Genomic DNA, 20357 nt, shown 5'->3' on the forward strand with positions numbered 1-20357 from the left:
AATAATTCTACCATTATTTAATTTGATGAATTATTAAATTTTCCAATAGTTATATTAATAGTTTGTAAAATGTTTATTTTCGTGTGCATATCCATTACACTAGGGAAGTTAGTCTCACATCTTGGAGGTTTCTTCACATGAATAGGAATTTTTTCCATAAAACCATTCTTCTCTTTGTGCTGCTTCTATCGCTAGCACCACTTTCCATTGCTTCCGCTCATCCTTACAGTGTCAGTTATACGGACATAGAAGTGACGGATGACGCCACCTTTGTCCAATTTTCCATGGATACGTTATCTGTCATTGAACAGACCAAAGCCGATCTCAACGCAAACGGTGCTTTAAGTGCGGAGGAGTTGAAGGAGCATGAAGCTCAAATCAGCCATTTCTTGGAGGACAGCCTGATTTTTGAAATCGATGGCGTCACCCATGAAGCCGAGACTGTCAACGCCGCTCTGGAGACGAAGGCAGATAAAGACATGGCCACCTTCACCTTCAAACTGCCGAAGCTGCTTCCGGGTCAAACGCTGAAATATGAAGATGACCTGTATGTTCAGGATGAGAATACGAATTATGTGGATTTTGTCTCGATGAATTTTTACGAGCAATCGACGGAGAGTGTTTTGCGCGGCAAGGACCGCAGCTTCGTTCTGCTGGTTACGGAGAATCAAGGCGAGCAGCAAGATCCGAGCGCCGGCGGAAGTGGATCTGAGCATGAGCAGCCCGCTGGCACCACGCCTGAATCGACTTGGCTCACCTTCTTCAAACTCGGAATGGATCATATTCTGACTGGGTATGATCATCTCTTGTTCCTGTTCGCTTTACTGCTCAGCCGCCAATCCTGGAAGCAGTATTTTACCGTGATTACGGCATTTACAATTGCTCACAGTATTACCCTTTCATTAGCCGCACTTGGTATTATTCACGTTCCGTCTCAGTGGGTGGAATCCATTATTGCCCTCAGTATCTGCTATGTCGCACTTGAAAATATTTTCCGCAAAGAGGTTCGTTACCGCTGGTCTGTCACCTTCCTGTTCGGGCTTGTCCACGGAATCGGTTTCGCCGATATTCTGATGGAAATGTCGCTGCCGAAGTCCAAGCTTGCAGTCAGCTTGATCAGCTTTAATGTGGGTATTGAGACGATTCAGCTGCTGCTTATGGCACTGATCGTACCGTTACTTAAACTCATGCAAAACAAACGTTACTACCCTACAGTCGTCAAAATCGCTTCCGCTGCCGTATGCGTAATGGGAGGCATTTGGTTGTTTGAACGGTTGGCCGGATAATTGAGGCGAAGGAGATTGGATCATTGTGCAGATTTTGCACCAGGAAAGCAGCGAGCAGAACGAGATTACCGTTTACGATACGAATGAGTACGGCGGGGAGCATGGGCGATTTCGCATCCTTCAGTTCTCAAACAGCGCCATGCAGGGTGCTATTGATTTGAATCAACCGGAACGGATTCTGTTTGAATATCCGCAGGCTATGCTTCACCTCATGAATAGCAGCAACCCGCCCTATCAGCGTGTGTTTATCATTGGACATGGCGTTGGGACAATTGCTCGACATAGTACAGGAACAACTATCAAAGTTGCGGAGTTGGACGAACGGGTTGTGGCATTAAGCAGAGACTATTTTGGCTATAGCGACGATAATGTGGCGGTTGGGGATGGCCGCGAGCTGCTCGCTGGCGAGGATGAGCATGCGTATGATTTTATTGTGCTTGATGCCTTCTCTGATAAAGGGACACCGCGGCATTTGACTTCGAAGGGGTTCTTCGAGCTTACTGCCGCCAAGCTGGATGAGAGCGGCGCCATCCTTATCAATCTCATGGGTAAGCGTGAAAATGATGCATACATGGACGCCATCCATACGACGCTTCGAGAAGTGTTTCGATTTGTGAAAGCTTTTGCCTTACCGGCTGAAAGTGCGTCCGATCGTCGCAATTACATCCTGACGGGCAGCAACATCCCGCTTTCCTACCAGACGCGCCGAATGGCCGGGTTTATGGAGATTGAATTGGGGCAAGGCTATATCATCGAGGATCGTGAATACTAGGTCCGCATACAAGACGTACTAGCGTAGAACTTCCTCACCAGGAAGCTCTGCGCTATATTTTCGAGAAGAGAGGTTGCTATTAGCTTATGAACACACCTGCCGCCTCGGAGCAGACAGTCCGCTTGTTCGCTGCCGTCTCTGTTCCGGATTCCATCAAGCAGTCACTTTCAGCAAGTTGCGAGGACATTAAGTCCGGGCTTCCATTTCGCAAATGGGCACATCCTGACGATTATCACATCACGCTGCAATTCCTTGGCGATACGCCAGTCACGCTTGTCCCTGCCATCTCGGCAGCACTTCGCGAAGCAGCATCGACTGTTCATGCCTTCGAGCTAAGCGTGACCTCGCTCGGCGTATTCGGCCGCCCGATCCGCCCATCCGTTCTATGGGCAGGCGTCGATGGAGATATAGAGCAGCTGCACAAGCTGCAGCAGAATGTTGCCCGGGCGTTAAAGCCTCTCGGGCTTATACCGGAGAGTCGCTCCTACAACCCGCATCTCACGCTTGCGCGAAACTATGCGGGCGAGGAATCGTTCGAGCTTTCGCAGCTTGACGGCTGGAAGGTGCCGGGATTGCCGGCCGAAGGCCCGCCACAGTGGCCAGCCGATGCCATAACACTCTATCAGAGCCATCTGCAGCGGCGACCGATGTATGAAGCCATTTCGGTTGCTCCACTCCTTCGCTAAATCTGCCCCTTCAACCTCCAACATTTACGTTATACTGGTTGTATACGAACCATTTTGGAGGTAGATATGCCCCTATGGAATCAAGTTACTTAATAGAAAACACCACCTATCAAGACTGGCCTGCTGTCCTCATGGAATCTAGTGAACTGCGGCTTATCGTCATCCCCGAACTGGGAGGCAAGATCGTCTCCCTGCTGAACCTCCTAACCGGTAAAGAGTGGATCATCGGAACCGGATCTCGTCCGCTTGCCAAGGTCAAGCACGGCTCTAACTTCCTCGCAGCAGATATGAGCGGCTGGGATGAATGCTTCCCCACTGTTGCGGCATGCCCATACCCAGAAGACGGTGCCTACTCCGGACATCCTATGTCTGATCACGGCGATGTATGGTCGATCCCTTGGGAGGCCTCATTTGAAGAACAGGATGCACTCGTATGCAAAGTAATGGGCCGAGCTCTCCCTTACGAAATGACAAGAACCATCCGCTTCGAGGGCGATCAGCAGCTGCGTTTCGAGTATACAATTCGTAACATCGGCTCTGAGATGCTGTCTGCATTTTGGCTCGCCCATCCTCAATTCGTCGCTACGCCGCATACAAGGATTTTGCTGCCCGAGGACACCAAACAAGTACGCTGTGTAGGTGGAGGTCGTTTGCTACAGAAGGGAGAGTTGTATGATTGGCCGGAAACGGTCATTGACGGCTCGAAGCTTCGTTTGGACTCAATCGGCCCCGCTTCCGCCAAGGATGCACGTAAATTCTATGTCGATGGTGTCGTCAATGCGGCTTGGACCGGCCTATACGAACAAGGCAGCGAAGACTTTCTGAAGCTTACTTGGAATGCTGAATTGGTGCCCTATCTCGGCATTTGGATTGATGAAGGTTTATGCAACGAGCATGCCGTCTGTGCATTAGAGCCGTGCAATGGATACTACGACAGCCTTACGAAAGCAGTTGAACAAGACAAGCTTCTTCGCATCGCTCCTCAGGCTGCGAGTGAATGGTATTTATCGGTTAAGCTTGGCTGCGGCTCGCTCGACACCGTGTAATTAGTACTCTTCAATTAAAGCGCCGTTTCTCGCGAGTTAACGCTCTAGAGAGACGGTTTATTTTATTTTACATGTGACTTTAGAACTAGGAGGAATTGCGACGTTCTGTGTCGAACACATACAGTAAATGTGCAATAAGCGAAGGGACCCGTGATTGCTTATGAGAGCAGCCAATCGGCAGCATCCATCTAGAGAACCATCCAGAGAAGGCGGATTTACCTTAGTCGAAATATTAACCTGCCTCATCGTCCTCTCCGTTGCCGGACTTGCGATGACAGGTTTTTTTGTCCATGCCCTCTCCTATGCCAAGGGCAATCAGAACAAGACCGTCATGATCAATCTGGCGCGAAACACGCTCTTCTATATGCAGAAGCAATCCGACTTTGACGAGATGTCTACATTTTTCAAGATCGGACAGCCGCTCGGCCCTGGCGAGGATCGAAATATCATTGATTCAGATGAATGTTTGAAGGACAGCGGCTCTTGCTTGCAATATGAGAAACTCTTTACCGACTCTCAGTCACTTTACTATATTCTGAATCCGGAGATTAACGGGATGGCTTACCGAGTGACGATTAGTTATCAGGATCGCTTGTATGAAGAAATTAGCTCAACCGAGGCAACCAATGAAGATCCTGATGGCGATACGCCGGTTGGAAATATCGGCAAATACCTGCTCCCGATCAAGGTTGAAGTGGTCGCAGCTCAATCAAACAGCGACGATGGTGAACCGAGTAAACGTGAAAGCACGGAAGTGGAGGGGTATATAACCGATGAATCGATTCGTTAACCATGTACGGCAGCGGATGAAGTTTGGTCAACAAGCAGAAGGCGGCTATACATTGGTAGAGCTTATCGCTACACTGGCGTTACTGTCTGTCGTTATGGGTGTTATCTACTCCTCCATTACATTTGGCCTTAATACATATAACAAGGTTCGCATTGAGAATACGCTGCGAGACGAAGGCGATCTGCTCATGTCTTCCATAATTACGGAATTGTACCGCGTCGGGCCAAGCCGGATCTCCCAAGTACAGACAAACGCTAACCTGAGACAATCCATTACACTAACTCTCCCAAAGGTTGCCACAGAAGACAGCACGGGTTCGGGAAATGCCCCGCTTCAAGAAGTCATCACGATCAAGTCGAATGATTCTGGCAAGAACGCCTTGTTTATCGGGGACCGCGAGGTTGCGATTGAATCCGTAGTTGTACCCAATTCCGTTCCCTTGGATCTGGGTCAGGAGGCTACATCCCATAATGACTCCTTCATCCGATTAAAATGCTTGAACGATCAGTCCGGCTGCAGCAGCGGAATGCTGGAGATTAAACTGAAACTTCGCCAACCTTACGGCGGCAGAGACTACGATCTCGACCTCGAAAGTCGTTTCGGATTCTAGAAAAGGAGGCAGATGACGCATGATTCGTGAAGAAAAAGGTTCTGCCTTTCTCCTTGTCGTCTTTATGATGCTGCTCTTCACCTTGATTGGGGTCGCCGTACTCGGCGCAACAATTGGGGGAGCGACACGGACACAGAAGTCAGAGGATAATCTACAGACCATCCATCTCGCAGACAAAGCGCTTAGTGAAGCGATGGCACACGTTATGGCACGCTTCGATAACCAATCGATCAGCCCGTCGCAGTTGACGATGAATTTAGAACAATTTGTGATGGATTTCAACTATGAGGTACGTGGCACCGATGGCTCCGAGCTGGATCCTGCCAAGAAGGCAGAATATCGAATTCAAAACATTTGTATCGTCGGGACAACCGAGGACCCCATTAAGAAAGATACGTATTGTCCGAATCAAACAAGCGAATCGGGTCAAGCCGATGATGAGCCTTACCTCACTACACTCAGAGTAACCGCAGATGCCGAGGTCAATGGAGTCAAACGCGATCTCGTTCAAGACGTGACGCTGGATACCTTCCCTGATTTCCTCAAATATGCAATGGGCTCCGAAGGTGATGTCATTATTAACGGCGCACCTGCTTTTAGAGGTAACATTTATGCAGGCAATCAGCTGCTAATCCAGAATTTTGCGGAATACACCTACAACGACGCAGATCTCATTGAACAAACGCAATTTCTATATGTCGACCCGGCAGACTCATCAGCCTTAGATGGGATTTATGTGGCGGAAGGCGATGACATCGGCAATGGTAAAATCCAGATTAAGTCGCAAAACAAAATTAAATATCGCATCTATCCCGACAACGGTGATCACCAAGAGCTTCTGAACTTAGATGATCCTCAGTTTCACGAACTGGATTCCAAGATCGAGTTAACGGAGACGAAGAAGTTTATCTCCATTGACGTAGCGCAATCCTTCGTCGATAAAGCGTTTGACTCACTTGGTTCGGGAGTCCCTTTATCATCGCGCAAAATAATGTCGGATGCCTACGAGAAAAGCCCTACTCCTGAAGACGCGCTGCTGAATCAACTGAGAAGCTTCAATTCCCTCCAACTGCTAATCCCTCCCACGGCTCCGTCATTGCCAGCTGGCAGTGCTACGAGCGAGGAAACGGATGCTTACAATTTGGAGAAAGCCAGATACGATCAAGCGATGAGCGACCTTAATGGTCAGTTAAGCGGATTATCAGGCGCATACTTCGTAGAAGGTAATTTAACGATTGGCGATCAGTTAAAGCAAATTAACTATAATAGCAAAGGCACCCATGACTGGCTCGTCGTTAACGGCGACTTGACCATTCAGAACAATAACCCGCATTCCACGATTCCGATCCGGGCCAATATTCTTGTCAAAGGCAAGGTGATTTTGAAAGGCAATCTGGAGATGGACTCTACCATTTTCTCGTTGGAAGAGACCGAAACGAACGAAATTATGGATGCCCAGATACGTGGAATGAACGAGAAAGGGCTAGTCATGATCGCCAACGGCCCAATTGATATTTATCGGGTCGATTCCTTCCAGCAGCTCGGCAGTGGTTATTCTAATTCAAGCCTTAATACGTTGGATGCCTTCTTCTATACAGATAAGAAAGCTGAACTGTATGGCGTAGGATCACTCTTCTGGATACATGGCGGCTTCTTCGCCAAAGATGGCATTACGATAAATGCAGTGCTTGGAAATACCACCGATCCCAACGGGATTTCACTAGACTTCAAGGATCAGAGAAATCTCGAAAAGGAACAGGCGCGCTTCGTTATCGATTACGATCAGAATGTTTTTAAAAACCAATTAACCGGACTACCGCGCGTTAACAAAATAAGAGTAAACATCGGCCAGAAGAAGCTGCTTCCGGTACATGATTAATCGTCTCATAGAAAAAGCCTTATCGCCCAGCATACGCTGGCGATAAGGCTTTTTCTATCTTAATAATCTTAATATTTATCACTATTCATTACGGTTACAGTGACGGTACGTTGAATGCCATACGTGCTATCAAACATAGTGATGGTCGTCGTGCCTTTACTTTTTCCTGTTATGACCCCATCTTGCGTTACAGTCACGATATTGTTGTTAGCAGATTGCCACTCCAATCCAGGCAATATCGTACTTCGCAGGTTAGGAGGTAGGATCTTGAGCACCTTACTGTCTTCCAAATCCATCGTACGTCCCTGCTTCAGCTGCGGCACGGAATCCGGAAGTAAGATATTCACGATATTGATCTGCTTCTGAGCTGTTAGTTCGACTCCAGCCGGTGTCATGACCTTCACAACAACGGTTACCGTCGCTCCATCATTCCAGCCTGTCGTTAAGCTCGCAGTATCATTGCTCTTAGCTGTAATGTTCGTTGAAGCTGATTCGTCGGCCAGCGTCCATTGCGGCGTGTACGTGAAGTCTGGTTTACCAGCAGCACCCACCCAATTAATGACAAGATCATTAATGGAATTGCCCGCTCGAACGTTTGTACTTCCGCCAATGCTTGTAGCACGGTTCTTAATTACGATTGGCAGTTCTTTCTTAATCGGCGGCGTGTCGTCGAGCAGCTCCACAGAAACGACGACAGTAATATCACCTGATGCAAGCGCACTGAGCTTTCTCTTATACAAATCTCCTGCAGAAGCTAAACTGCCGAATTCCTCTGCGTCCGACTCCTTCAAACTCCATGTTACCTTCTTAATGACACTGTCATCCGTTATCTTCGTGTGATTAATCGGTGATAGTGTTAATACCGCACCTAAGTTAACGACATCGCCTTTTCCAATTGAGCTTGAATCTGTCGTCAACGTTAGGACCGGTTCATCGATCGTGATCGTAAGCTTCGCCGGGAACTCTCGATCGTTGAGCAGCTTCACGGTTACGGTTACGGTTACTTCTCCTGGAGAAAGTGCCTTAAGCTCATTCGTAAACACTTTGTCTGTTGGGGTAACGTCATTAATCTTAGCATCCGTCCCCGGTGGACTCCACGTAACACTCTTAATGACACTATCATTAGTAATGACCGCCGAATTCGTCGCTGATTTGTGCAGTTCTGCTGTCAGCTGCTGCTTCTCACCTATACCAATCGCACTACTTGGTCCCTTTAAGGTTAGGACCGGTTCCTGGATGGTGATGATTAAATCCGCGGTTAGCGGTGTACCATTGAGCAGTGTCGCCGAAACTCTAACCGTTACTTGACCAGGGGCTTTGGCCTTCAACGTATTCACGGTCTGCTTAGCTGCGGCAGTGGATAACTCCACCAACTTATCTGCACCTGGCCCAATCAAGTTCCACGTGATATTCCCCTGCACCATACTGCCCCAGTCCGAAATCGTCGAGGAATTCGATAACGACTTCTGCAAGTCAGCAGTCAACTGCGTTATATCACCTACGCTAACGGTTCTTTCTCCCCCTGACAATGACAATGAAAGAATAGGGTTATCAATGGTAATCGCCAATTCTTTCGTGAGCACGGTATTGTCGAGCAGTCTTACCGAAACGACGACAGTGACGCTACCAGGAGCAAGTGCCCTAAGCTCATTCGTAAGCTGCTTCCCTGTAGAAGAAGGAAGACTTACAAGATTTTGCATCGTAGAATCTGTAACCCCCCATGTCACGCTCTGTATCGCCCGGTCATCCGTAATGCTCGTATTATTGGTTAGTGACTTCTTCAAGGCTGCGGTAAGCGTGGCAGTATCGCCTACTGTCAGCGAATTCGCACCTGTTAAGGATAGGACCGGATTCGTGATCGTGATATCCTTTGTCGCTTCATAAGCGGTCGTCACCTTGGATCCATCGATCGTCGAGTCGTACGTGGTCGTCACTAGTAATGTGACTGTGACTCTCCCTGCTTTGAGACCCGTTAGCACGGTTTGCCAATTATCACTTGTGCTCAGTGACCCATCCTCTGGACGGAATACAGTCCACTTGATGCTGCTTACCGTTTCACGGCTTGGTTTAATGAGACCGCCTGAGAGGTTGATCCCCATACCGGCTGTTACCGTATCATCGCCGATGATGTTCAGACCCGACTCCAATACAGTGACCTGCGCGGTCGCTGTCCTCCCCGTAATCATATCTGTTACCGTTACGGTTGTTACGCCTCTAGATACCCCAGTGACATAGCCATTTCCTGCAACTGTCGTAATGATGGTCGCGACATTCGGATTCGATGAGGTCCAATTGAATTTAGGCGTTGCGTCCGTAGGCGAGAAGGTTGGGATGATAGTCGCCGTGTCATACACGGTGGCGCCGGAGCTATCCCTCTTATTCACCAGTGTAATATCATTGAGACCTATGCTTAAGTTGGTAAGTCGAACAATGGAATTGATGGAATACGTATCGAAAGGAAGCGTCGTCGACTGAGTTCGACCTACATCCTTGAACGTAAGGCTTGAATTGTTCAGCGGCAGCGTGCCTGTAACCATCGGTTTCACAGTAATATCAAAAGTTAAAGGCGAAGCCGTGTAGCTCTGTCCATTTGCAGCAAGTGCGTACGTAATGGTGCTTAAATTACCGCTGAGCCTATACCCGCTGTTAATATCGCCGCTCTTCGTTAAACCTGTAGGCAGCGTGCCCACAATTTCAAGTCCTGCAGGCAGCGTCTCCGCGAAAGCAATCTCCTTAATTTTCAAAGCGTTCACATCGACAGAACCGGATTTCGCAATCGCATTAGGCGTTGCCGTATACGTCATCGTTGTCGATGTTCCCTTATCCAGCATCAGCTCCGAACCAGAGGTCAGTCCGGAAATCGTACGTTTGACGGTTAAGTTGGAAGAAACCTTCTTCACTTTTACCGGGATCGACTTCGTAATCTTTGCGCCGGTCTTGTCCGTAACCGTAATTTCAATGGTGAGATCACCATCTTCAGTGAAGGGGTTCACAATCTCTTTGTTGATCGTGGAACCTGAGACAGCCGTTGTATTCGGCAGCGTTACCGTCCTCACTCCCGAACCGTCATTATACGAATATTTGATCGAAACCGTTAAGTTGCGATCCACAAAATCGTAATCCTCCGGCATAAAGCTGAGGTTAATATTTTGATAAGTCGGTATGAAGTTATCCTTCGAAGACGAGTAATCAAGCGGGTTGTACACTGTCAACATTGGCGCATGGTTGGAACCCATATAAGCGCGATACATCGTATTGACGAACAACTTCTGTTCCCACATTGGAAAGTTGGTGTTCGTGTGCCCTGTACCGGAGTACGTCACATTCCCTTTGGAATAGGTGTAATAGTGGTTCCAACTGTCATCCTCATCACGGTTTGAGCCAATGATGTTGTACCACGGCACAACCGTCTCATCTTCCAGGTCAAGCGTGAAGTATTGATTATGCGTTAGTGCTACCTCTGGTGTCGAGGCATTCAGATTAAACGGGAATTGATTGAGCAGCCCGTCATTGACCTTCTTCACGGCTCTCGACGTGTTCGGCGCACTAAGACCAAGATTCGTCCAAGGCTCAATTTGTCCGGTCGTTTGCTGGAATTGGTCAATCCAAGTATTTCGATCCGTCTCGCTGCTTGAGAATACAGTATCATGCGTGAACATTACGCTTTGGCCGGTTCTAATAAAATTATTGACGGCATTCGCTGTATCCACGGTAATACTGGCACTTGAATTATAGGTATCTGCAAAGCCAAAAATCAGCATATCATAGGTTCCGTTTAGACTGCTTTTACTCATGGTATTGAAAGTATTAAACGTCGTCGTCGTGATGTCAATCTCGTATTCATCGGTTGATTGCAAATACGATTGGGTCAAGTTTGTACTCTTCTTCAAGCTGCTCGTATCCGAATTATTCGGCATGACTTGGAGCACGCGCACCTTAGTCAATTGATCGCGATACCTGAAGACACCTGTCTCATAGCTCTTTAATTTAGTAGTTTGATCTACGATTTCGAGCTTCCAATAATAGAGACCCGAATAGCCTTTAGGCAACACGTACGAGATTTCACTATCCACATTGTTATTCGACACAATTGATGAAGCAACAATTTGGTCATTGCCGAACGTTATTGCTTGGTCAAGACCAAGATATAAATTTGCCGTTAATCTGCCGTCTCCGAATCTATCATAGTTCGGAACGTTGAACTGAAAGGACAACGTATCTCCGGCATGATATAGAGTGGAAGAGTTGATGAGATATGAGGTTGGTTGACCGCTTAACACAAGATTTGGTCGTTGCTTCAGCAAACCATTTGTTTGATTGCTTAGGTCGGCCAATCTGGACAATTCAGTCGGTTTCAGAAAGACAACATTATCTCTGCCAGCTGATGAGTAAGGCGCAAACGTTTTGTACAAATTCCCCGTTGTATTCTGGAATAACAGACCGCTCCTATTAACGGAATCATTATAAATATAAACAGGCTGTCCTTTGGTAATAAAATCATCAACAATCTCGCTTGCCTTAAGCATTGTAATATCGTTCTCCAAGCCCTTCGTCTCATGCGCAGCGGCTCGTCCGCTCGAAGTTGTCTTCGCTACTTTAGTCGGGTTGAAGGTGCCTTTGCCGATATAGATTCCATCGTACTTGCCATCAAGCTCGCCGCGCAGTGCGACAAATCGTTTCATGCTCATGGTATCGATTGAAATATTCGGCAGTGATCCAAGTACGGGCTGAAGGTCAGACGTTCCGCCGCCATCTGTAATCTCAAGAAACTTAGTTACATTTTCGGTGAAGCTCAGCTTCGTTGCCGTACTTTTCTCTGACTCGGAAACAGAAGCATAGAGCTCCTTCGTAGTCGAATTCAGCTTCACATACCTTTTAGTGCTAGATATAGTAGCTGCTAAATAGCCATCAACAATGCTGAATTTCTCACTTGAGCTAATTGTAGAAGCGGTTGCCGCCAAGGCTCTGTCCGTCCTTGTAGCGGTCACATATCTGCCGGTCGATTTGGATTTTATCGAATATGTACCGTCACTGTTCTGGATCCGCTCGAATTGCTCTGCTGACGTGCCAATGCTTGTCACACTAGCGGATAACACATTATCAATACCTATCGTTATGAACTTCGTATCGGCTTTGATAGCATAATAGACCGTCCCGTTCGCATACGCATCCTTCAAATAAAGTCCTGGTATGATAATTAGAGCCGTAATCATGCCAATAAAGAGCAGCCTGATTACTAGAGACCTCATCTTCAGCCTCTTAGTTACTCTCCTATTCATCCTAGTACTCTTTCTCGTATCCATAGCTTTCTCCCCTGTCCTAGGTATTCCTTTGCTACAATTTGATACAGTTCTAAAGGACTACGCTCAGTTGACTATATTATACATAGAATTCCGGAAGAAAAATAGATAAATATGTTAAAAAAAATCCCATATTGTCTAATAGAACTAGGTGTGTGTATAATTACCTTATCAGAAGCAAAATTTGCTAGATTTTCTCATACCAACGGCACGAATCGGTAGTCATTAGGCCTCCTTTTATAGGTACCTAGTCCTATTTTCTGTCGCAAAAAGAGAGATTTTGATACAGTTTGTCATGAGGGGATGGGTAGAGATGAGTACCGTGAAGAAGAAGCGGCTGGGCGACCTCCTCATCGAGAGCAATGTCATTTCCGAAGAACAGTTGCAGCAGGCATTGCGGGAACAGAGCAAGACGAAGCAGAAGCTTGGCGACTTGCTCATTACACAAGGATACATAACTGAACAGCAGCTGTTCGAGGTATTGGAATTTCAACTGGGCATCCCACATGTCAGTTTGTTCAAATATCAGATTGAACCTTCAATTACGCAGATTATTCCCGAGAGTATGGCCCGCAGATATCAAGCCATACCACTTCATAAAGAAGGCGGCAAGCTGCTCGTTGCCATGGCCGACCCGCTGGACTATTTTGCCATCGAAGAGCTTCGAATGTCTACCGGATTCCGAATTGAACCGGCAATCTCCGGCAGAGACGAACTGCAACGGGCGATTGCAAGGCATTATGGCTTGCAGGACTCCATGTCACAGCTTATGGGCGAGCTGCCTACTGCCGATGAAATACGTGAGACCGAAATTACGGATGAAGACTCACCCGTTGTTCGTCTTGTAAACCAGATGATTCAACAGGCTGTACAGCTTCAGGTTTCCGATATTCACGTTGATCCGGGTGAGACCAATGTAAACATTCGCTACCGGCTTGACGGCGTGCTGCGAACCGAGAGAGTGATCCCTAAGCAAATGCAAGGCTTCATTACAGCGAGACTTAAGATTATGGCGAAACTAAACATCGCCGAACGTCGTTTGCCGCAAGACGGCCGAATGAAGATGCAGGTTGACTATAAGACAATCGACATTCGGGTATCCTCGCTGCCAACCATCCACGGCGAGAAAATCGTACTTCGTATCCTCGATCTAAGCGTTGGCGTAAAGGCGCTCGATCAACTTGGCTTTAGCAAGCATAACCACAATGTTTTTAAACAAATGATCGAGGTTCCCTACGGCATTATTCTCATCACAGGGCCGACAGGCAGCGGTAAAACAACAACGCTCTACTCTGCCCTGCAGCATCTGAATAATGAGGACACTAACATCGTTACTGTTGAAGATCCGGTGGAATACCAGCTTGAAGGCATTAACCAAGTCCATGTAAACCCACAGATCGGACTTACTTTTGCAACCGGCTTACGTTCCATTCTCCGTCAAGATCCGAACATAATCATGGTCGGTGAGATTCGGGATTCGGAGACGGCAGAGATCGCCATTCGAGCCTCACTCACTGGACATTTGGTTCTGTCGACGCTGCATACGAACGATTCCGTCAGTTCCATCACAAGATTCCGAGATATGGGTATCGCACCATACCTAATTGCATCTTCATTGGTCGGTGTAGTCGCACAGCGGCTCGTAAGGCGCGTCTGTCCGGACTGCGTGAGCGAGTATGCACCTTCTGAACAGGAAACCATTTTCCTGCAAAATCACGGCCTTCACGCGGACAAGCTATACAAAGGAACAGGCTGCGGTACCTGCAATCAAACCGGCTATCGCGGCAGGGTCGCGATTCATGAAGTGCTCGGCATCAATGACATCATTCGCCAGCAAATCGGTCAAGAGAGTTCCATCGAAGACTTGCGCAAAGCGGCAGAGAAGAACGGATTGATCCAGCTCATGGATGATGGACTGGAGAAGGCGGTCAGAGGCATTACTTCCCTGCAGGAAGTGCTGCGAGAGACAGTATCCCATTCATAAGGAGGCTGGACTATGACCCAGGCCTTAGAACAGATTACAAACTTGCTGAAGCAGGCGCATGAGAGCAAAGCATCCGATCTTCATATTTCAGTCGGCTCACCGCCTGTTATGCGTGTACATGGCACGCTCCATCGACTGGGAGAGGGCGAGGTTACCGTTGAGAGTTCAAGAGCTATGGCAACGGCCCTGCTCAGCACGGAGCAGCTGGAGCATTTTGACCAAGCCGGCGAAGTCGATTTCTCATATGAGCTGGAAGGCTACTCACGGTACCGCATCAATGCATTCCGCCAACGAGGCAAAGTCAGCATCGCGATTCGCACGATTCCGACCCGCATTCCTTCACTAGAGCAGCTGCAGCTTCCACCTATTATTGAGTCGTTGGCCAATAAGCATCAAGGGCTTGTCCTTGTTACCGGCCCGACGGGCAGCGGCAAATCTTCAACTCTGGCAGCCATGATAGATTACATAAACCGCACACAGAAGAAACATATCGTTACGCTGGAGGATCCAATAGAGTTCCTCCACACCCATTCTGCTTCCGTTGTCGATCAGCGTGAAGTCGGCAACGATACGAAGAGCTTCAGCAATGGGCTGCGCGCCGCGCTTAGGCAGGATCCGGACGTTATTCTCGTCGGTGAGATGCGCGACCTGGAGACAATATCAGCAGCAGTGACTGCGGCGGAGACGGGCCATTTGGTTTTTGCAACCCTACATACAACGGATGCACCACAAACAATTGACAGAATCATCGACGCCTTCCCTTCCCACCAGCAAGGGCAGATCCGAACGCAGTTAGCGGCTGTTCTGCTCGGAGTTATCTCGCAGCGACTGCTGCCACGCCCCGGTGGACAAGGCAGATCATGTGCAACGGAAATTATGATCAATACGCCTGCTGTCGCGAACCTGATTCGTACCGAGAAGATTCATCAGATCAAGAGCGTCATGCAAACAGGCCGTGCACAAGGCATGCATACACTCGACGCCTCGATCAAAGAGCTCTTGCAATCAGGACGTGTTGACCCTGCCGCAGCGAAAGTGTACATGACTGAAGGTGCCTACTAATGGCTCAATTCGCTTATCACGTCAAGACTGGCAGCGGCAAGATGCTCAAAGGCAAGATGTCTGCGATGGACAAATCGACCGCGGTCGAAGAGCTTCGTAAACGCGGACTTGTCGTCCTCTCGGTAGATGAACATCGCAACACGATTATGTCGATGGACATCTACATCGGTAATCCGGTTAAGATGCAGCACTTCATCATCTACTGCCGCCAGTTCGCAACCTTGATCCGCGCGGGCGTCACGATTCTCGATGCTACCGGCATTCTAGCTCAGCAAACGGAGAGTAAGCCGCTTAAGAAAGCATTGGTAGAGGTTCATTCCAGCTTGCTTCGCGGTAATGCTTTCTCTCAATCGGTTCAGGAGCATAAGCGCATCTTCCCTTCCATGTTCACCAATATGATCCGCGCAGGCGAAGAGTCCGGTGATCTGGAAGGCACGCTCGAGCGACTGGCTATTTTCTTCGAGAAGCAGCACACGACCAAGGAGAAGATCAAGTCTGCCTTAACGTACCCTGTCGTTGTCGGTTTCCTTGCGATTGCAGCCGTCGTTTATTTGCTCAAAGCGGTCGTTCCCCAATTCGTTAGTATGTTTGAATCCATGGACGCCGAGCTGCCGGCCATTACGAAGATCGTTATGGCGGTAAGCAGAAGCATCGAGAACCAGTGGTATCTATGGCTGCTTGTTCTCGCACTACTCGTGATCGGCTTTATTACAGCCAAACGCACCGAAGGCGGCGCCTATGTCATCGATTATATGAAGCTAAAGATGCCTATCTTCGGGAAGCTCTCTCAGAAGGGCGTCATCGCCCAAATGTCACGGACGATGTCCTCGCTCTATGCCAGCTCGGTTCCGATGCTTCAGTCTCTGTCCATCGTCGAGGAAGTCGTCTCGAACCGTGTTGTAGGGAAAGTCATTCGCAGTGCGGGCGATTCCCTTCGCCAAGGCAATCCACTCTCCGATCCGCTTAAGAAGTCATGGGTATTCCCACCGCTTGTCACCCAAATGATTGCGATTGGTGAAGAGACAGGCTCACTAGATTTGATGCTCGCCAAGGTCGCTGATTTCTACGAGATGGATGTAGAGAATACAGTCGATCGTATGAAATCACTTATTGAACCCTTATTGCTCGTGTTTCTTGCCGGAGTAGTTGGAGTCATCGTAGCAGCGATCATGCTGCCTATGTTCAGTCTATATGGTCAAATGGGTTAGAAAGTAAAATTCAGGGAGGAATTAAAATGGTAGAAAATGTATTGAGTCGCGTGAAGAAAGAAGAAAAAGGGTTCACTCTGATTGAGTTACTTGCAGTTATCGTTATTCTTGGAGTTATTGCAGCGATTGCAATTCCCTTGATTGGTAATATCCTAAGTAAATCCAAGGATAAATCTGACTTTCAGACGGCGCGCCAAGTTTATGATGCTGCTCGACTATATATTACTAATGAGTCAAACGGCGCCTTTACTTCTACAACTACAACTGGCGTAAGTGTAACAATTGCTCAAATGGTTGCAAAAGGTTATCTAGAGTCTAATATTGCTTTACCTAGTACGAAAGATACAATTATTGCTGGTACTGTACAGTATCAACCAGACGGCGATCTGCTCTATGTATTCCTTGATACAGGTACAAATGGTACTACTCCAACTCATGTGAATCATTGGTATAAGGGCACAGAGGTATTGGCAGGCGAAGGAACTGTAATAACTACAGCAGCTCCAGCAACACCTTAATGCTCCTACACAGGAACCGGATTCGTTCCGGTTCCTCTCTTCATTTCATATAGAAAGTAGCCATGCTCTATGACGGTTGCACTAGCTATCTACTTCTTCATCCTCGGCCTTGTATGCGGTTCGTTCTTCAATGTCGTGGGCTTGCGCGTACCTGCTAAACTATCGATCATACATCCGCCCTCACATTGTACAAGTTGCAGCACAACGCTTAGAAAACGTGATTTAATCCCCGTATTCAGCTATCTGTTTGCACGAGGTCGCTGCCGCCACTGCGGTACGACAGTTTCTCCCGTCTATCCTCTGGGAGAAATGCTTACCGGTCTGTTGTTCATGTTCATGTATGTACAGCTAGGCGTAAGCATAGAGCTTCTAACCGCATTGCTGCTCGTCAGCTTATCCGTCATCATAACGGTTTCTGATCTCCAATACATGTTGATTCCGAATAAAGTACTTTTGTTCTTCCTGCCTTTACTTCTGCTCTCACGAATTCTCCATCATGAACAGCCGCTCTGGCACTACCTAATAGGCGCAATCGTTGGCGGAGGTATGCTGCTACTCGTCAATCTTCTCTCACGTGGACAAATGGGATTAGGCGACGCCAAATTATTCTTCGTATGCGGCTTAGTCGTTGGCTTCCCACATATTCTTGTTGCTATGCTGCTAGCCTGTCTAGCTGGTTCTATCATCGGAGGCATGCTGCAGCTGCTTCGTATTGTTAAACGAAAACAACCGATTCCCTTCGGTCCGTTTCTCGCTTTAGGCACACTTGCTGCTTATTGCTTCGGAGATCTGCTGATCGATGGGTATCTGAACATAATCACCTAAATAGGATGTGATAGAGATGATAACCATTGGCTCCAAACAAATCGGTCTCACAATTGAACCAACCGGCTTCCGTTTCGCCGCCTTGCGCAAGAAGAAAGCATGGGAGCTTGACCGAAGCGGTCATCTACCGCTAACGCATGGCGCCATTGTCGATGATCAATTTATCAATATCGACTCCATCCGAATTCTGTTCAAAAAATGGATTCTTCGCGAGAAGCTCGGCGGTGCATCGGTCACGTTAGCCGTTCCGACCTCGCAGATTATTGTTCGCAAAATGCGTATTCCTACGACCAATGCCAAGGAGCTTCGTCATTTGATCGAGCTCGAGGTTGAAACGACGCTTCATTTGCCTTTTGAAGATCCAATTTATGACTTTCTTCAGATCGGCAAGGATGAGACAAGCACCCATGTTCTGATCTTCGCCGCACCACTTAAGTGGATCCGAACTTCAATCGATCTTATGCAGGATGCAGGGTTACGTGTCAAAGCTGTCGCCTTCCCAGCAGCTGCCTTATTGAAGGCTCTATTCGCTCAACAATCGGAGAAGACAAGTGAAACGATGGTCATCAACATTGGAGAATCGGGTCTTGAGATCTTCATGTTCCACGAAGGCAGCCCCATCTTCATGCGTACCATCAACCTGTTCGAGAATGGCGACCATCTTCCCGGTCAATTAAATGAGTTCCAACTATCGGATCTTAGTGCCGAAATTTCCCGGATACTGAACTTCTATCAATTCGGTTTACATGAAGGGGCTTCTCGAATTACGAAAGCCATTATCGCAGGTCCCACTGCCGCTCAGGAGTCATTGCTTACAGTACTGCGCGATTCACAGCCAGATATCTCCATTCACGAAGCTGACTTCCATGCCTTTGAACCAGGAGCCTTGAAGGAGGAGCATGGCGCTTACCTTATCCCAGCCGGTTTGGCACTGCCAAAGGATCCTACTTTCAGCATTGACCTGCTTCCTAAGGTGAAGCATGAAGCAAGGCTCATTCCGCTCGTTCTTACAAGCGTTCTAGCTGCTTGGGTACTCATTATGGCACTGATCGTCTACAGCTTTATTAGCAACCACACCGAAATCGCCGAAAATAAAGACATGGTTCAAGCCCTAAACGATCAAATCGTATTAAAGCAAAATGAATTATCGACAGGAGCAGCTCAAGGCCAGTCCAATCCACTCACAGAAATCGAGAACATCAAGAAGCATCAGCAAGATGTCGTCGCGATTGTAAAAGAGCTGGAGCATAAACTGCCGACTGGTGCAGAAATTCGTACGCTGGGCTACACGGAGCAAGGCCAGATTGCGATCAGTGCCGGCTTCGATACGATGAAGGATATGTCCCGATACTTGTTTGATCTGCATCGCATGTCCTTTACACAGGACGCTGGCCTGCAGAGCATGTCTAAAGGAGAGATTGCGGCAACAACGAGCACGGATGGCGAGATATCGGTCTCTAAACCATATACGGCTACATTCAGCGTCAAGATGAAGTCGAATGAGGAGGATAACAATGGAACAACTAACTAAAAACCGTTCATTGACCATACTCCTTCTTGCCCTGCTCTTCCTTGTCATGTTTGCTATCTATACTTACTTGCTGAAACCATCTACGGATAAGATCACCAAGCAGCAAATCGAACTTGAAAGTCTCAACAACCAATACGAACTACTGAACAAGAAGATCGCTGAGAAGAAGAAAGCAAGCGACGAATTCTCCAAAGTAAACGTTCAGCATGCGCTGCCGCTATGGGATAATACAGAACAGCTTCTGCTTGATTTGCAGCAGATTGAATCCGTCACCGGCGCTGAAACGTTAACCGCGAACTTTACGCCTGATCGTAATGGCGATCAAACGGCTACTGGCGAGAATGAAAGCGAGACGACCACAGCAGGCACAGAAGGCAGCAGTCCATTAGGCCCTAACGTGAAGAAGCTTAAAGTATCAACTGTCATTAAAGGCCGCTACACCGATGTCCTCCGATATATCGAAGAGCTGCAGAAGCTGCCAAGACTTATCTCCATCGACTCGTTCGACGTAGCCAAATCAGGCAGCATTAACGCTAGTACCAAACCCATTTCAGCTAATATAGTGTATACCGCCTATTTTGATCCATCCTACGAACCGCTTGTAAACAAGGTCATTCTTCCTTTTGACGAGCAGTAGAAGAATAAGCCGCCTCTCTGTCATTGCGTGACGGGAAGCGGCTTTTTAAGTTCTAAATATGCAAAAAGCCCGTATCTCAGATATCTGAGATACGGGCTTGAATGTTGTAATGATGGAGCGGAAGACGGGAATCGAACCCGCGACCCTCGCCTTGGCAAGGCGATGCTCTACCGCTGAGCCACTTCCGCAAGTAAATATGGTGCGCGTAGAGGGACTTGAACCC

Annotated in this window: 15 protein-coding genes and 1 tRNA gene; 14 read left to right on the forward strand and 2 right to left on the reverse strand. The window is 47.9% G+C overall.

Features of this window, described 5'->3' with window-relative positions; all coding sequences use genetic code 11:
* The first annotated feature begins 137 nt into the window (after nt 1-137).
* The 7 genes from AC506A_RS30215 to AC506A_RS30245 all read left to right on the forward strand — a co-directional run bounded on the left by AC506A_RS30215 (nt 138) and on the right by AC506A_RS30245 (nt 7069).
* Nucleotides 138-1286 carry a HupE/UreJ family protein gene (locus AC506A_RS30215; protein WP_495464708.1) on the forward strand — a complete coding sequence of 383 codons (1149 nt, stop codon included), beginning with the start codon at nt 138-140 and terminating at the stop codon, nt 1284-1286.
* A 25-nt stretch (nt 1287-1311) separates the two neighbouring features.
* Entirely contained in the window at nt 1312-2058 is a 747-nt protein-coding gene (locus tag AC506A_RS30220; RefSeq protein ID WP_495464709.1) for a spermidine synthase, read from the forward strand.
* Nucleotides 2059-2144: 86 nt separating this feature from the next.
* On the forward strand, nt 2145-2744 hold the full coding sequence (gene thpR, locus AC506A_RS30225; RefSeq protein WP_495464710.1) for an RNA 2',3'-cyclic phosphodiesterase: 600 nt from the start codon (nt 2145-2147) through the stop codon (nt 2742-2744).
* A 74-nt stretch (nt 2745-2818) separates the two neighbouring features.
* Nucleotides 2819-3790: a hypothetical protein gene (locus AC506A_RS30230; protein ID WP_495464711.1), complete on the forward strand. Its 972-nt coding sequence runs from the start codon at nt 2819-2821 to the stop codon at nt 3788-3790.
* 154 nt (nt 3791-3944) lie between these two features.
* Entirely contained in the window at nt 3945-4580 is a 636-nt protein-coding gene (locus AC506A_RS30235; RefSeq protein WP_495464712.1) for a type IV pilus modification PilV family protein, read from the forward strand.
* Entirely contained in the window at nt 4564-5190 is a 627-nt protein-coding gene (locus tag AC506A_RS30240) for a pilus assembly FimT family protein (protein ID WP_495464713.1), read from the forward strand. The genes AC506A_RS30235 and AC506A_RS30240 overlap by 17 nt, the downstream gene beginning before the upstream one ends.
* 19 nt (nt 5191-5209) lie before the next feature.
* Entirely contained in the window at nt 5210-7069 is a 1860-nt protein-coding gene (locus AC506A_RS30245) for a hypothetical protein (RefSeq protein ID WP_495464714.1), read from the forward strand.
* Nucleotides 7070-7137: 68 nt separating this feature from the next.
* Here AC506A_RS30245 and AC506A_RS30250 read toward each other — a convergent pair whose 3' ends face one another.
* Nucleotides 7138-12318 carry an Ig-like domain-containing protein gene (locus AC506A_RS30250; protein ID WP_495464715.1) on the reverse strand — a complete coding sequence of 1727 codons (5181 nt, stop codon included), beginning with the start codon at nt 12316-12318 and terminating at the stop codon, nt 7138-7140.
* A gap of 364 nt (nt 12319-12682) precedes the next feature.
* Between AC506A_RS30250 and AC506A_RS30255 the strand changes: the two genes are divergently transcribed.
* From AC506A_RS30255 to AC506A_RS30285, 7 genes are all read left to right on the forward strand, one after another.
* Complete coding sequence (locus tag AC506A_RS30255; protein ID WP_495464716.1) at nt 12683-14353, forward strand: GspE/PulE family protein; 1671 nt, start codon at nt 12683-12685, stop codon at nt 14351-14353.
* 12 nt (nt 14354-14365) lie between these two features.
* Entirely contained in the window at nt 14366-15415 is a 1050-nt protein-coding gene (locus tag AC506A_RS30260) for a type IV pilus twitching motility protein PilT (RefSeq protein WP_495464717.1), read from the forward strand.
* Nucleotides 15415-16623, forward strand: coding sequence for a type II secretion system F family protein (locus AC506A_RS30265; protein ID WP_495464718.1), 1209 nt, complete (start codon nt 15415-15417; stop codon nt 16621-16623). Before AC506A_RS30260 ends, AC506A_RS30265 begins: the two co-directional genes overlap by 1 nt.
* Nucleotides 16624-16649: 26 nt before the next feature.
* A complete protein-coding gene (locus AC506A_RS30270) occupies nt 16650-17141 on the forward strand; it encodes a type II secretion system protein (RefSeq protein WP_495464719.1) in 492 nt (163 codons plus the stop codon).
* A gap of 69 nt (nt 17142-17210) precedes the next feature.
* On the forward strand, nt 17211-17966 hold the full coding sequence (locus AC506A_RS30275) for a prepilin peptidase (protein ID WP_495464720.1): 756 nt from the start codon (nt 17211-17213) through the stop codon (nt 17964-17966).
* Nucleotides 17967-17982: 16 nt separating this feature from the next.
* Nucleotides 17983-19497, forward strand: a complete 1515-nt coding sequence (gene pilM, locus AC506A_RS30280; protein ID WP_495464721.1) for a type IV pilus biogenesis protein PilM — start codon at nt 17983-17985, stop codon at nt 19495-19497.
* Nucleotides 19481-20134: a hypothetical protein gene (locus AC506A_RS30285; protein ID WP_495464722.1), complete on the forward strand. Its 654-nt coding sequence runs from the start codon at nt 19481-19483 to the stop codon at nt 20132-20134. The genes pilM and AC506A_RS30285 overlap by 17 nt, the downstream gene beginning before the upstream one ends.
* A gap of 113 nt (nt 20135-20247) precedes the next feature.
* Here AC506A_RS30285 and AC506A_RS30290 read toward each other — a convergent pair.
* Nucleotides 20248-20322 (reverse strand) — tRNA-Gly (locus tag AC506A_RS30290).
* Nucleotides 20323-20357 lie beyond the last annotated feature (35 nt).

This window comes from Paenibacillus sp. N22P23 (assembly GCF_059383735.1).

What these genes read in the sequence shown, in the direction of transcription:
- AC506A_RS30285 (WP_495464722.1), top strand. Translation starts at nt 19,481, where the DNA reads ATGGAACAACTAACTAAAAACCGTTCATTGACCATACTCCTTCTTGCC.
- pilM (WP_495464721.1), top strand. Translation starts at nt 17,983, where the DNA reads ATGATAACCATTGGCTCCAAACAAATCGGTCTCACAATTGAACCAACC.
- AC506A_RS30255 (WP_495464716.1), top strand. Translation starts at nt 12,683, where the DNA reads ATGAGTACCGTGAAGAAGAAGCGGCTGGGCGACCTCCTCATCGAGAGC.
- thpR (WP_495464710.1), top strand. Translation starts at nt 2,145, where the DNA reads ATGAACACACCTGCCGCCTCGGAGCAGACAGTCCGCTTGTTCGCTGCC.
- AC506A_RS30260 (WP_495464717.1), top strand. Translation starts at nt 14,366, where the DNA reads ATGACCCAGGCCTTAGAACAGATTACAAACTTGCTGAAGCAGGCGCAT.
- AC506A_RS30270 (WP_495464719.1), top strand. Translation starts at nt 16,650, where the DNA reads ATGGTAGAAAATGTATTGAGTCGCGTGAAGAAAGAAGAAAAAGGGTTC.
- AC506A_RS30265 (WP_495464718.1), top strand. Translation starts at nt 15,415, where the DNA reads ATGGCTCAATTCGCTTATCACGTCAAGACTGGCAGCGGCAAGATGCTC.
- AC506A_RS30230 (WP_495464711.1), top strand. Translation starts at nt 2,819, where the DNA reads ATGGAATCAAGTTACTTAATAGAAAACACCACCTATCAAGACTGGCCT.
- AC506A_RS30240 (WP_495464713.1), top strand. Translation starts at nt 4,564, where the DNA reads ATGAATCGATTCGTTAACCATGTACGGCAGCGGATGAAGTTTGGTCAA.
- AC506A_RS30275 (WP_495464720.1), top strand. Translation starts at nt 17,211, where the DNA reads ATGACGGTTGCACTAGCTATCTACTTCTTCATCCTCGGCCTTGTATGC.
- AC506A_RS30215 (WP_495464708.1), top strand. Translation starts at nt 138, where the DNA reads ATGAATAGGAATTTTTTCCATAAAACCATTCTTCTCTTTGTGCTGCTT.
- AC506A_RS30245 (WP_495464714.1), top strand. Translation starts at nt 5,210, where the DNA reads ATGATTCGTGAAGAAAAAGGTTCTGCCTTTCTCCTTGTCGTCTTTATG.
- AC506A_RS30250 (WP_495464715.1), bottom strand. Translation starts at nt 12,318, where the DNA reads ATGAGGTCTCTAGTAATCAGGCTGCTCTTTATTGGCATGATTACGGCT.